Genomic DNA, 13,216 nt, shown 5'->3' on the forward strand with positions numbered 1-13,216 from the left:
CTTGATCCTTCTTGCTTGATCCTTCTTGAGATGCGCTAGTGCGCCGCGCTGGCCGAGAACAGGTTGATCACCATCACCCCGACGACGATGAGCGCGATGCCGGCCACGGCCGGCCAGTCCAGCCGCTGCTGATGGATCAGCCAGGCGGCCAGCGTGATGAGCACCAGCCCCACGCCGGACCAGATCGCGTACGCCACGCTGGTCGGCATGGTGCGCAGGGTCAGCGACAGGCAATAGAAGGACACCCCATAGCCCAGCACCACGATGATGCCCGGCAACAGGCGCGTGAATCCCTGTGAGGATTTGAGGGCGGTGGTGGCAATCACCTCGGCCACGATGGCCACCGCCAGGGTCAGGTAAGCGGACATGCTGGATTCTCCTGTGGATAAATCAATTCGACGCACTCATTGAATTCAACGAGCGCGGTTCAATGCACCGCCGTCTCCACGGTGGCGGGCGCAGCGTGTTCCTGCGCCGGTGCGGCCTGCATGCGGCCCAGGTGGTCGCGCTGGAAGATGCCCATGCGGATCACGTCGCGGTACTGGCCGTTCATGAAGAATTCCTCCTTGAGCACACCCTCCGGCCGGAAGCCCGCCTTGGTGTAGACATGCACAGCCTTCTCGTTTTCGCGGTCGACGATGAGGTAGATCTTGTGCAGGTTCAGCACCGAGAACCCATAGTCCAGCGCCAGCCGCGTCGCCTGCACGGCCAGCCCTTGCCCCTGGCAGGCAGGCGCGATGATGATCTGGAATTCGGCACTGCGGTGGACGGTGTTGATCTCCACCAGTTCCACCAGGCCGCTGCTGTCGCCATCGGCATCGATGATGAAGCGGCGCTCGTTCTGCTCGTGGATATGGGCCTCGAACAGGGCCGAGAGTTCGGCGAAGGTTTCGTAGGGTTCTTCGAACCAGTAGCGCATCACCGTCGCATTGTTGTTCAGGTGGTGGACGAAGCGCAGGTCTTCGCGCTCCAGCGGACGCAGGCGCACGGTCCGGATCGGGTCATGTGATTTCTGCATGGGATCTCCTTGTGGGAAAACCGGTATGATCCACCGTCAGGACAGATCGACCAAGATAAGGTCTATCGATCATTCAGATGGAGCGCCGCATGCAATGGAATCTCGATCAACTGCGCCAGTTCGTCGCTGCAGCCGAACAGGGCTCCATCAGCGCTGCCGCACGTCACCTGGGCCGGGCCCAATCGGCGGTCAGTACGGCCATCGCGCTCCTGGAAGTCGATCTTGGCGTCACGCTCTTTGACCGCTCGGCCCACAAGGCCGGCCTCACCGAGGTTGGCGCGGCCATGCTGCAGGAAGCGCGCGAAGTGCTGCGCCAGGCCGATGCGCTGGAAGAACGCACCCGCTCCTTTTCGGCAGGCGATGAAGCCAGCCTGACCATGGTGCTGGACGAAGCTTTGCCCTATGCCGCCCTGCGCGTGCTGCTGCGGGAATTGTCGGCGCGCGCGCCGGCGCTGGAACTGACCCTGCTCGATGGCACCCCGAGCGAAGTGGTGGCGGCCGTGCAGCAGCGCCGTGCCGACATCGGTTTTCACTTCGACCGGGGACGCGTGGCCAGCGGCTTCGACCAGCGCCATATCGGTTCCGTGGCACAAGGCATCTTCGTCTCGCCGCGCCATCCGCTGGCCGCGCGCGAGCGCCTGCGCAAGACCGACCTGGCGCAATACCGGCAACTGATCCTGCAGGCCGATGGCGTCGAAGAACCGGTCTATAGCCCAAAACTGTGGCGCTCCGACAATCACTACAGCATCGCGGAGATGGTGGCCGACAACCTGGGTTGGGCCATCCTGCCGGTCAACGTCGCGGAATATTTCGATCACGCCAAGGCGCTGGTGCCGCTGCGCTGTCCGGCGCTGGCCTTGCCGCTGTTGTCGGTGCAGATGCTGTGGCTGCCCGGCCGCCCGCTGGGGAGTACCGCGCAGTGGACAGGCGAGCGCTTCGGCCAGTTGTTGAGCAGCCAGGGAAAGGCCGTGCTGGGCGAAGACATGTGAGGGCGACGCGGACGGTGTCCGCCAGCGGACGACAAGGTGTCACGGGAACGGACACATGTCCGCCGGACGGAATCTGCAAGTCATTGATTTAAAAAGGATTCATGGCAGGCACGGGGTTTGCAAAAGAGGGTGTGCCCCTCTCACCCCAAAGGAGTTGTCATGAACCGTTCCACTTTCCTCCCCCGTTCGCTGGCCGCGATCTCGGCCCTGGCCCTGTTGGGTTCCATGATGGCCACGCAAGCCCAGGCCTTGCCGCCGGCCCCGCCGCCGGGGGCAGCTCCGGCGGCCGGCCCGCTGGCACCCCCGGCTCCGCCCGCCACTTACGATGCCGCCATGACCGCCCAGGCCCCCATCACCGAAGGCCGCGTGAGCCGCTTGCTGATCAATCCCTATGGCGAGGTCGATGGCCTGATGGTGGGCGAACGCACCGTGGTCAAGTTCCCGCCGCACCTGTCGCAGACGCTGCAGAACGCGGTCAAGCCGGGCCAGTCGGTGCGCGTCTTCGGCCAGGGTGAAGCGGCCGGCGTGATCAAGGCCGATGCCATCGTCAACCTGGCCAGCGGCCAGACCGTGATCGACCGTCCGCCCGCTTTCGATGCCAATCCGCCGCTGCCGCCCCACCTGCGCGCTGCCCAATTGCGCCAGCTCTCGGTACGGGGCAAGATCGCCATGGTCCTGACCGGCCCGCGCGGCGAAGCCAATGGCGTCATCCTGGATGACGGCAGCATCGTGCGCTTCGCCCCTGACAGCCTGCGCACCCCCCTGGAACCTGGCGCGCCGTTTGCTGCCAATGGCTTGGGGACCCGCAACAGTATGGGGACCGCCATCGAGGCCATCGATGTCGGTGCCAGCGCGGATTCCCTGCAACCCTTGTACAGCCGCGTCCGATAAGGGCTTGCGGCAAGGGCAGGCGGCCGGCCTGCCCGATTTCCCGCGTGTCATTTCATCCACCTGATAAAGAAAAAGAACCATGTCGCCGAAAATCCTTCCCATCGTCTTCCTGATCATCTCCAATGTCTTCATGACCTTTGCCTGGTACGGCCACCTCAAGTTCGAGAACCGGCCGCTGTACCTGGTGATCCTGGTCAGCTGGGGCATCGCCCTGGCCGAATACTGCTTCGCCGTGCCCGCCAACCGCATCGGCCACTCCGTCTACAACGCCGCCGAACTGAAGACCATGCAGGAGGTCATCACGCTGGTGGTGTTCTCGATCTTCTCGGTGCTGTACCTGGGCGAACAATTCACCATCAATCACCTGGTCGGCTTCGGCTGCATCTGCCTGGGCGCCTTCTTCATCTTCAAGGGGCCCATCGGATGAACGCCAAAGCGGGCTCGATCGCCTGGCTGTCCAGGCTGAACTTCTTCCTGGCCGATGTGCGCGACGGGCTCGGTCCTTTCCTCGGGGTCTTCCTGATGGGCCACGGCTGGGCCGCGGACGACATCGGCTACGTGATGACGCTGGGCGGCATCGCCGGCATGCTGGCCACCACGCCTGCCGGCGCGTTGACCGATGCGGTGCGCGCCAAGCGGCTGGTGGTCGGGATCGGATCGGTACTGGTGGTGGCGGGCTCGCTGCTGCTGCTGGTCTCGCCCAGCTTCACCATCACGGCGGTGTCGCAGGTTGGTACCGGCATCGTCGGGGCCATCATCGGACCGGCCATTGCCGGCCTCACGCTGGGCATCGTCGGCCAGCAGGGCCTGCCTTCGCAGCTGGGAAACAATGAGGCCTGGAACCACGGCGGCAACGTCTTCTCGGCGGCACTGGCCGGGGCGCTCGGCTATTTCTGGGGCTTGCCGGCAGTGTTCGTGCTCATGGCGGTGATGGCGGTGGCGTCGCTGCTGTGCCTGTCGCGCATCCGTCCCGAGGACATCGACCACGATGTCGCCCGCGGCCTGGATCCCCAACGCAGCGCCGACCAGCCGCAGGTGTCCACCTGGCGCGTGCTGGCCGGGTCGCGTCCGCTGATGTTGCTGGCGCTGGCGATGATGCTGTTCCACCTGGGCAATGCCGCCATGCTGCCCTTGCTGAGCCAGTCGGTGGTCTCGCGCGGCCATGCCGATCCGGCGCTCTACACGGCGCTCACCGTGATCGTGGCGCAACTGGTGATGATTCCCACGGCGCTGTTGGCGGGCCGTTTCGCCGACCGCAAGGGCTACTGGCTGCTCATCACCGTGGCACTGCTGGCCTTGCCGGTGCGCGGCCTGGTGGCCGGGGTCTGGGATTCGCCCTGGGCGCTGCTGCCGGTGCAGATGCTCGATGGCGTGGGCGCGGGTTTGCTGGGGGTGGCCTTGCCGGGCTCGGTGGCGCGCATCCTGCAGGGCAGCGGCCACATCAACATCGGCCTTGGCGCGGTGACCACGATCCAGTCCATCGGTGCGGCCCTGAGTCCGGCGCTGGCCGGCGTGGTGGCCAAGCATTACGGGTATGGCGCGGCCTTTGCGGCCCTGACCGCGATTGCCTTGCTGGCACTGGTGGTGTGGGGTGTGCTGGCGGAGAGGCGTGAGCATGGTGTAGCGGCGTCAGCGATGGTGGCCGGGTCTGTGTCAAAGTGAGCCTTGGCGATTCAAGCTGGATGTGCCTTCCCTTCGGGCGTCTTGACGGCTATTTATTCCCGCGCCATCTTTCCGTGCTGACCGGGCGGCTGTGAATTGCATCCTGATTGGCTAAAATAGCCGCCCAAGCCTTGCCTCATCTGGACATTGCACGTTCCGTTCAGCTGCTAAGCTTTGAAACTCATCATGGAAACCTTGAAACTCTCCGTCGAGACCCTCGAATGGGCTGCCAGCCAGGTTGGCAGCAGCCTGGGGGAACTCGCGCAGAAGATTTCCAGCAAGAAAGCCGAGGTCATCGAACGTGGCGAGCTGACCGCACCCCAAGCACTCAAGTTTTCCCAAGTGGCAGGGATTCCCTTTGGCTATCTGTTCCTTGATCGTCCGCCAGAGCCAAGAAAACAGCCGCTTGCCGATTTCCGGACATCGGCTGTGTCTACTCCTTTGAGCCGAGATTTCTTCGATGTCTTTAATGACATCCAATTCAAGCAGGCGTGGTATCGCGATTATCTGCAAGGCGAACATGCTGCGCCGCTGGCCTTTGTTGGACGCTATGCCAAAAGCAAAGCCAGCGCGGCCACCATCGCCGGCAACATGCGCCAAGCGCTGCAGGTGTCTGATACGCAAATTCAGGCGCAGCGCACGTCCCAGGATTTGTTCAATCTGATTGCCCGCCAGGCAGAGGCAGCTGGGGTTTTGATCTTCCGTAATGGAATTGTTGGAAACAATACCAGACGCGTCTTGTCGGTTAGCGAGTTTCGCGGCTTTGTTGTCGCTGACAAGTTTGCACCTGTCATCTTTATCAATGGTACTGATGCACCTGCCGCCACCGTTTTTACGCTGGCGCATGAGTTGGCCCATCTTTGGATAGGCGAGTCTGTCATTTCTGATGTGGCTGCCGCCAGCGATCACCGTCAAGAAAGGTTTTGCAATCAGATCGCGGCAGAATTCCTGTTGCCGGAAAAAACGTTTATCGCGGCCTGGAATGAGCTCAACGACGAAGAGATGGAGCGCATCGATCGTTTGCGCAAGCACTTCAAACTGAGTCGATTTGTCGTTGCGCGCCGAGCTCTTGATTTGCGTCTCATCTCCCTTGATACGCACGACGAAATTTACCGACTGACTCTTGCTGCTGCCAAGAAGAAAAAAATCGAGGGCGGCGGAGGTGACTTCTATGCGACCTTGCCCATCAGGAACAGCAGGAAATTGACCGCGCTGGTTTCTTCGTTGGCCGCCAATGGAAGGCTTGGGCTGCGCGATGCCGGTAATCTGCTCAACACGAATCCGAACAATGTTCTGACCTTCCATGCCAAACAGTAAAAGATATCTTCTTGATTCCGACGTTCTGATCGGCGCAAAAAATATTTACTATCGGCCGAGCTTTTGTCAGGGCTTTTGGGATTGGGTTCAGCTGGGGCATACGGCAGGACGCTTTTTCAGTATCGACAAGGTCAAGAATGAACTGCTCAACGGCAAGAAAACCGATGTTCTTTATGCGTGGGCACATCGGCCCGAGCTCGATGATTTTTTCTTGCCCAGTACTGCGAGCGCGGGCAAGTGGGCTGAATTGAGCCGCTGGGCAATCGCCGGAGACTTCTTGCAGGGTGCATTGGATAAATTCCTTGACGCGGAATCGGCAGATGCCTGGCTGATTGCATACGCTGCACAACAGGGCGACTGTACCGTCGTGACCAACGAGGTACCCAATCCGTTGAGCAGAAAAAGTATCAAATTGCCCGACGCCGCGCGTGTTCTGAACGTGGAGACCATATCTCTTTTCGATCTCTTGCAGCGCCATGGTCACCGGACATTTGAATTTCTATCCTCATGATGGTGCGAACGAGTTGATCACCGAGCGTTTTATGAGAGTGCTTACCCCGATTGCGCTTTTGTTGTGCGTTCTGCCCGCATTTGTGCAAGCTGCCACCGGAGACCCGCTTGCCGGCCGCGCCGCCTTCGCCAAATGCGCCAGCTGTCACGCAGTAGGCCCTTCGGCGCGCGCCGGTTTCGGTCCGCAACTGACCAACGTGATCGGGCGCAAGGCCGGTTCCACCGCTGACTTCAAGTATTCCCCGGCGATGTCCGCGGCCGGTTTCACCTGGACCGAAGACAAATTGCGCGCTTTCCTCAAGGCCCCCAGCGATGTGGTACCGGGCAACAAGATGCGGTTCTGGGGTATCGGCAGCGACAAGCAGATCGACGACATCTTGGCCTATCTGCGAACTTTCCAGCAATAAGCGCGGTCTAGGCGCCAGACGCATCAGCGTCTGCATTGGGGCCTGTTCACATTCAATCCGCGAACGTGAACAGGCCCTAGCCATAACGACAACAAGAGCGCCGCGCCATGTCCGAGCTGTTCGTCATCACTACTTATTTCAATCCGGCCGGCTATGCCAGCCGGCGCCGCAATTACGACCTGTTCATGTTGGGCATGCGCCAGGCCGGCGTCGCCTGCCTGACCGTGGAATGTGCCTTTGGTGATGCGCCCTTCGACCTGCCGCCCAGCCTGGACGTCATCCAGATACGCGCCGAAACCCTGCTGTGGCAAAAGGAAAGACTGCTCAACCTCGGCGCGTCCTGGCTACCTGCGAACTGCCGCTACGTCGCCTGGATCGATTGCGACATCCTGTTCGACAATCCGCGCTGGCCGGCCGACCTGGTGCAGGCGCTGCAACGGCATCGGGTGGTGCAGCTCTTCGAGACCTGCACGCGGCTGGATCGTCACGGTCATGCCGGTGCCACGCCGGACCTCTGCCAATCCTTTGCCAGCGTGATGGCCAGGGATCCCGCCACGCTGGATGCCGGACGCTACGACCTGCATGGCCACACCGGCTACGGCTGGGCCATGCATCGCCAGATCTTTGATCGCGTGGGCCTCTACGAAGCTGCGATCTCCGGCAGCGCCGATCATTTCATGGCGCATGCCATCTTCAACGACTGCAATTTCTGCATCCGCAATGCGCTCAAGCATGAGCCGCGCCAACTGGCACACCTGCGCGCATGGAGCGCGCGCTTCCACGAAGAGGTACGCGGCAGCCTGGGCGTGGTACCCGGCCACATCCGCCACCTGTGGCATGGCGATGCGGTCAATCGCCGCTATTTCCTGCGCATGCACGACATTACCGACCTCGGCTACGACCCCTGGAACGACCTCGCCATCCACCCCGGTCAGCCGCTGGAATGGGCCGCGACGATGGACAAGCCGGGCCTGCGCGACTATTTCGCGCGTTACTTTGCCAGCCGTCATGAAGACGGCGAGGAGCTGGCCGCATGAGCATCCCTGCCTTGACCGACGCCCAGCGCGCCGAATTGCGCGCAGCCCTGCCGATTCTTGAACAGGCCGATGCCGCGCTCACGCCGCGCCTGAAGAAGACCCGGCACGATATCGAGATCGCCGATCGCCAACGCCGCCGCTATCGCATCCGGCTAGTGGAAAAACAATTGCTGCCGGCCATCTCGCGCTCCACGCTGGCGCGCCTGCAGCGGGAAGTCCCCGACTTCGTCGATGAACTCATCCTGGACAGCTTCGCCAGCCATCAGCGCCGCTTCGTGTGGTTCGGCTGGATGGCGTGGCTGGCCGGTCCCGCCTATCGCGAAGCGCTGGCCCTGATGCGCGTGCGCCTGACCCGTCACATCGACCGCAAGCGCCATGGCCAGCTCGCGGCCTTGCGGGCGGAGCTGGATCGTTTGGATGAGCAACGGCGCGCACTGCTGACCGCGTCTCGTGCGCTGGTGGCCCTGGTGCGTCTGATCCGGCAGTCGCTGCACAGCGGTAGCGGGATGGAGGAAGCCCGCTGGACCCAGCTGCGTGCGCTGCTGGCGCAACTGCCGGCAGTGCAGCCGGTGACGCGACGCCGCGCGCAGCGTCGCGATGAGCAAGACCATGCCGCCCTGTTCAGCTTCACGACGTCCAGCCAGGGCGTGAGCCTGTTGCGCGACCTCAGTGAGCGCAGTCCCGATCCGGACGCCTTCCAGGGGCAGTTCGACGGCGGCGGTGCCAGCGGGGATTGGGACAACGGCGGTGATGGCAGGGGCGACACCAGTGGCCCGGAAGGCCGCAGCGAAGCAGCGGGCAGCCGCAGTCAGCGCGATGCCACCGACCTGGCCCCCGTAGCGGCGGCGGCAGGCGCGGTGGCTATCGCCACCGATGACAGCCTGGGTCTGTTTTCCTGAAGGATGGTCAGGGCTGCGGCGGCAAGCCCATGCGCCTGCGTGCCAGGTGGATGGAGCCGTTGCGCATGGCCCAGCGGATCGGCTGCGCGGCCACCCATACCGAACGCCGCAGCAGTTCGCGCCGTAGCGGTCCGCGCGGGGTCACGCCCAGCATCTCCTGCGCCCAGGGCGGCAGCAGGTCCACACCACCACGCATCATCAGTCGTGTCCACGGTTGTGCTACCGCGTTGGGAGCAGGCGCATTCAAGACCAGTTGCAAGGTCGCGCGGGTGCGATCGTCGCAGCGCAATTGCGGCCGCATGCGCTCGATATAACCGGCGATGGCCGCCCTTGAACGCGGGACCGCGCGTGCGCCCAGCGCTTCAGCCACGCAGGCGATCTCATCCAGGTACTGGTCCTGGCGCGCCGCCGGGAAATCCGGACGGCGATAGCGCAGATAGCCCTGCAGGAAGCAGTGCACCTCGGCCACGTGGACCCAGGTGAGCAGGTCCGGATCGCTGGCCGCATAAGGGCGTCCGTCAGGTGCCACGCCGGTGATGCCAAGATGAATCCGTTTGACGCGGTCGATCAGGCGCTCGGCGTCCCCCCGGCTGCCGAAGGTGGTGCCGGCCACGAACTGCGCGGTGCGGCGCAGGCGGCCCAGCATGTCAGCCTGGAAGTTGGAGTGGTCCCACACGCCGGCCAGGGGCAGGGGATGCAGCATCTGCAGCAGCAATGCAGCGACGCCGCCGGTGAGCATGGCGGTGAAATCGCTGTGGACCTGCCACGCCGCCGAGTCCGGACCGAACAGGCCGGGATCGCCCGGTGGCTGCAGGAAATCGGCACTGCCGGGGCCACGGCTGATGGCGAGGACGTTGGCTTCGATGCGCTGGCGCAGGAATTCCATGATGCAGAAAAAGCGGAAGGGAAGGGCAGTGTGCCATAGCGACTGCATTCCTGCCGGCGCCGCCATATGGACATTTTTCCGGTTGGGTTTGCAGCCCGCGAGAAGCGTTTCGCTGACATTTCTGTCAGAAAGCGATTTGTCGCAATGCCCCCTGCACGCGGCCTGCGGGGCCGTTACAATAGCCACGCCGTACGGTCCCAGAAGAACAACACCGGGGCCGCAGGACAGGGAACAGGACGGCGCAATTCAGGCAACGCGGTCGGGGCACCGGGGAAGCACGCCAGGCCGCGCAACACGAACTACAGCATTGCGGGAGAGGACGGCAGGCATCGCACGGGATGCCGGTCGCGGGCATGGGTGAGCCACAGCACGCCTGGTCCGGCCTGCCCGTTTCACAGGGATAGCAGTTCATGAACATGGTCGCGCTGGCCTTGCGCCGCCCGTACACCTTCATCGTGATGGCCTTGCTCATCGTGCTGGCCACGCCGTTGACGCTGAAGAACATGGCCACCGACATCTTCCCCGAGATCAATATCCCGGTGGTCTCCGTGATCTGGAACTACAACGGCCTGTCGGCCCAGGAAATGGGCCAGCGCATCGCCGCCCAGAACGAGCGCGGGCTGACCACGGTGGTGAGCGACATCGAACACATCGAGTCGCAATCCCTGGCCGGGGTGGCCGTGATCAAGGTGTTTTTCCAGCCCAAGGCCAACATCCAGACCGCCATCGCCCAGGTGGTGGCCTCGGTGCAGTCGCAGTTGCGCCAGCTGCCGCCGGGCATCACGCCGCCACTGGTGATCAAGTATTCGGCCTCGAGCATCCCGGTGATGCAACTGGCGCTGTCCTCGCCCACGCTGCCCGAGCAAACCGTCTTCGATGCCGCCGTGCAGACGCTGCGCCCGCAGCTCATCACCATCCCCGGCGTGGCCGTGCCCTTTCCCTATGGCGGCAAGACGCGCCTGATCTCGGTCGACCTCGATACGCCTGCGCTGCAGTCGCGCGGCCTCTCTCCCATCGACGTGGTCAACGCCATCAACACCCAGAACCTGATCCTGCCCTCCGGTACGGCCAAGTTCGGGGGCACCGAATATTCGGTGAAGATCAACGGCTCGCCGGAGGCGGTGGCCGGCTTGAATGAACTGCCGGTGCGCACCGCCAACGGCGCCACGATCTACCTCAAGGACGTGGCCAACGTGCGCGACGGCTTCTCGCCGCAGACCAACGTGGTGCGCCAGGATGGCGCGCGCGGCGTGCTGCTGTCCATCCTCAAGAATGGCGGCGCCTCCACCCTGGACATCGTGGACAACCTGCGCAAGTTGCTGCCCACCGCCGCCCAGACCCTGCCGGACGACATCAAGATTACGCCGCTGTTCGACCAGTCGCTGTTCGTGAAAGCAGCCGTCACCGGCGTCATCAGCGAGGCGCTCATCGCCGCCGGGCTGACGGCCGCCATGGTGCTGCTGTTCCTGGGCAACTGGCGCAGCACGCTCATCATCGGGCTGACCATCCCGCTGTCCATCATGGCGGCCATCCTGATGCTGGCCGCGCTGGGCGAGACGCTCAACCTCATGACCCTGGGCGGCCTGGCGCTGTCGGTGGGCATCCTGGTGGACCAGGCCATCGTCACCATCGAGAACATCGAGCGCCACCTGCACCTGGGCAAGCCGCTGCATGACGCCATCATCGTCGGGGCCGGCGAGATCGGCGTACCGGCTTTCGTGGCGACGCTGTGCATCTGCATCGTGTTCGTGCCGATGTTCTTCCTCTCGGGCGTGGCGCGCTTCCTGTTCGTCCCGCTGGCCGAAGCGGTGGTGTTCGCCATGGCCGCTTCCTACCTGCTCTCGCGCACCCTGGTGCCGACCCTGGTGATGCTGCTCATGGGCAGTCACGGCCAGGTCGACAGCGCCAAGGCGAGCCTGCTGCAGCGGCTCTATCGCGCCTTCGACAACCGCTTCGAGCGCGTGCGCCATGGCTATACGCTGGTGCTGTCTTCGCTGCTGGCGCACCGTCGCCGTTTCGCGCTGGGCTTCCTGGGGTTCTGCCTGCTGTCCTGCCTGCTCTATCCTTTCCTCGGGCGTGATTTCTTCCCCAACGTGGATGGCGGCCAGATCCGCCTGCACATGCGCATGCCGACCGGTACCCGTATCGAGGAAACCGCGCGCGCCGCCGATGAGGTCGAGCGCGTCATCCGCTCGCTGATCCCGGCCTCCGAGCTGGAGACCATCCTCGACAACCTGGGCGTGCCCAACTCCGGCATCAACCTCTCCTACAGCAACGCCGGCACCATCGGCACGCTCGATGGCGAGATCCTGATGGCCTTGAAGGAGGGCCATCGTCCCACCGAGGAACTGGTATCGCTGTTGCGCGAACAGTTGCCGCGCCGTTTCCCGGGCATCGAATTCTTCTTCCAGCCGGCCGACATCGTCACCCAGATCCTCAACTTCGGCCTGCCAGCGGCCATCGACGTGCAGTTCACCGGCCCCAACATGGAAGCCAATGCGCGCCTGGCCGCCGAACTGACCAAGCAGATCCGCCAGATTCCGGGCGCGGTCGACGCCCACGTGCACCAGCGCCTGGATGGTCCCTCGCTGGACCTGCGCATGGATCGCACGCGCCTGCAGCAGTTCGGCCTGTCGGCGGCCAACGTCGGGCAGAACCTGCTCATTGCCTTGTCCGGCAGCTCCCAGACACAGCCGGCCTTCTGGCTCAATCCCAACAATGGCGTGGTCTACAGCATCGCGGTGCAGTCGCCGCAATACCAGGTCGATTCGCTCGATGCCCTGCTCAACATCCCGGTCGGTGCCGGTGCCAACGCCACCACTCCGCCGCAGCTGCTGGGCAACCTGGTCGACGTGCATGCCGGACGCCAGATGGCGGTGGCCTCGCGCTACAACATCTCGCCGGCCATCGATGTCTATGTCGGCGTGCAGGGCACCGACCTGGCCAGCGTGGCCGGCAAGGTCGCCAAATTGGTGGAGGAGATCAAGCCCAAGCTGGCGCGCGGCAGCCAGGTGGTCATCCGTGGCCAGGTGGAGACCATGCAGTCCTCCTTCATCGGCCTGGGCGTGGGCCTGGCCATGGCCATCGTGCTGGTCTACCTGCTGGTGGTGGTGAACTTCCAGTCGTGGATCGATGCAGCCATCATCATCGCCGCCTTGCCGGCGGCCCTGGCGGGGATTGCGTGGATGCTCTTCATTACCGGCACCACGCTGTCGGTACCGGCCTTGACGGGCGCGATCATGACCATGGGGGTGGCCACCGCCAACAGCATCCTCATCGTCGCCTTTGCCCGGCAGCGCCGCGAGGAGGGCGCGACCCCGCTGGCCTCCGCCCTGGAAGCGGGTTCCACCCGTATCCGTCCGGTGCTCATGACCGCGCTGGCGATGATCATCGGCATGATCCCCATGGCCCTGGGCCTGGGCGAGGGGGCCGAGCAGAACGCGCCGCTGGGGCGCGCCGTGATCGGGGGCCTGCTGCTGGCCACCGTATCGACCTTGTTCTTCGTGCCGGTGGTGTTCGCCGGTGTGCATCAGCGGCTGGCCCGCCGCGCCGAAAGGCGACGTCATCTGGCGGGCGGGCCCGCGCATCAGGAGTCTTGAA

General features: G+C 63.9%; 13 protein-coding genes. 10 read left to right on the forward strand and 3 right to left on the reverse strand.

Annotated elements, in window-relative coordinates:
• Positions 1 to 35: 35 nt before the first annotated feature.
• Entirely contained in the window at positions 36 to 368 is a 333-nt protein-coding gene (locus CEJ45_RS12900; RefSeq protein ID WP_088755495.1) for a DMT family transporter, read from the reverse strand.
• Positions 369 to 427: 59 nt separating this feature from the next.
• On the reverse strand, positions 428 to 1,018 hold the full coding sequence (speG, locus tag CEJ45_RS12905; RefSeq protein WP_088755496.1) for a spermidine N1-acetyltransferase: 591 nt from the start codon (positions 1,016 to 1,018) through the stop codon (positions 428 to 430).
• Between the two features lie 89 nt (positions 1,019 to 1,107).
• Here speG and CEJ45_RS12910 point away from each other — a divergent pair, with 89 nt between their 5' ends.
• The 9 genes from CEJ45_RS12910 to CEJ45_RS12950 all read left to right on the forward strand — a co-directional run bounded on the left by CEJ45_RS12910 (position 1,108) and on the right by CEJ45_RS12950 (position 8,730).
• Complete coding sequence (locus tag CEJ45_RS12910; RefSeq protein WP_088755578.1) at positions 1,108 to 2,007, forward strand: LysR family transcriptional regulator; 900 nt, start codon at positions 1,108 to 1,110, stop codon at positions 2,005 to 2,007.
• Between the two features lie 159 nt (positions 2,008 to 2,166).
• Entirely contained in the window at positions 2,167 to 2,898 is a 732-nt protein-coding gene (locus CEJ45_RS12915) for a hypothetical protein (RefSeq protein ID WP_088755497.1), read from the forward strand.
• A 79-nt stretch (positions 2,899 to 2,977) separates the two neighbouring features.
• Positions 2,978 to 3,325, forward strand: coding sequence for a DMT family protein (locus tag CEJ45_RS12920; protein WP_034335429.1), 348 nt, complete (start codon positions 2,978 to 2,980; stop codon positions 3,323 to 3,325).
• Positions 3,322 to 4,560 (forward strand): MFS transporter, encoded by a 1,239-nt coding sequence (locus CEJ45_RS12925; protein ID WP_088755498.1) that lies wholly within the window; start codon positions 3,322 to 3,324, stop codon positions 4,558 to 4,560. The genes CEJ45_RS12920 and CEJ45_RS12925 overlap by 4 nt, the downstream gene beginning before the upstream one ends.
• 186 nt (positions 4,561 to 4,746) lie before the next feature.
• Positions 4,747 to 5,877 carry an ImmA/IrrE family metallo-endopeptidase gene (locus tag CEJ45_RS12930; protein ID WP_141106998.1) on the forward strand — a complete coding sequence of 377 codons (1,131 nt, stop codon included), beginning with the start codon at positions 4,747 to 4,749 and terminating at the stop codon, positions 5,875 to 5,877.
• Positions 5,864 to 6,388 (forward strand): DUF4411 family protein, encoded by a 525-nt coding sequence (locus CEJ45_RS12935; RefSeq protein WP_088755500.1) that lies wholly within the window; start codon positions 5,864 to 5,866, stop codon positions 6,386 to 6,388. The genes CEJ45_RS12930 and CEJ45_RS12935 overlap by 14 nt, the downstream gene beginning before the upstream one ends.
• Before the next feature lie 31 nt (positions 6,389 to 6,419).
• Positions 6,420 to 6,794: a c-type cytochrome gene (locus CEJ45_RS12940; RefSeq protein ID WP_187697676.1), complete on the forward strand. Its 375-nt coding sequence runs from the start codon at positions 6,420 to 6,422 to the stop codon at positions 6,792 to 6,794.
• A gap of 107 nt (positions 6,795 to 6,901) precedes the next feature.
• Positions 6,902 to 7,831, forward strand: coding sequence for a hypothetical protein (locus CEJ45_RS12945; RefSeq protein ID WP_088755502.1), 930 nt, complete (start codon positions 6,902 to 6,904; stop codon positions 7,829 to 7,831).
• Positions 7,828 to 8,730, forward strand: coding sequence for a hypothetical protein (locus tag CEJ45_RS12950; protein ID WP_088755503.1), 903 nt, complete (start codon positions 7,828 to 7,830; stop codon positions 8,728 to 8,730). Before CEJ45_RS12945 ends, CEJ45_RS12950 begins: the two co-directional genes overlap by 4 nt.
• A 7-nt stretch (positions 8,731 to 8,737) precedes the next feature.
• Here CEJ45_RS12950 and CEJ45_RS12955 read toward each other — a convergent pair whose 3' ends face one another.
• The gene (locus tag CEJ45_RS12955) at positions 8,738 to 9,616 is read right to left on the reverse strand and encodes an oxygenase MpaB family protein (RefSeq protein WP_088755579.1); all 879 of its coding nucleotides are present in this window, start codon (positions 9,614 to 9,616) and stop codon (positions 8,738 to 8,740) included.
• 410 nt (positions 9,617 to 10,026) lie between these two features.
• On the opposite strand from CEJ45_RS12955, the gene CEJ45_RS12960 reads away from it, so the two are divergent.
• Positions 10,027 to 13,215, forward strand: a complete 3,189-nt coding sequence (locus tag CEJ45_RS12960) for an efflux RND transporter permease subunit (protein ID WP_088755504.1) — start codon at positions 10,027 to 10,029, stop codon at positions 13,213 to 13,215.
• The last annotated feature ends 1 nt before the right edge of the window (position 13,216 follow it).

The sequence above is a fragment of the Herbaspirillum aquaticum genome (genome assembly GCF_002213425.1).
In the GTDB taxonomy this organism is placed as follows: domain Bacteria; phylum Pseudomonadota; class Gammaproteobacteria; order Burkholderiales; family Burkholderiaceae_D; genus Herbaspirillum; species Herbaspirillum aquaticum.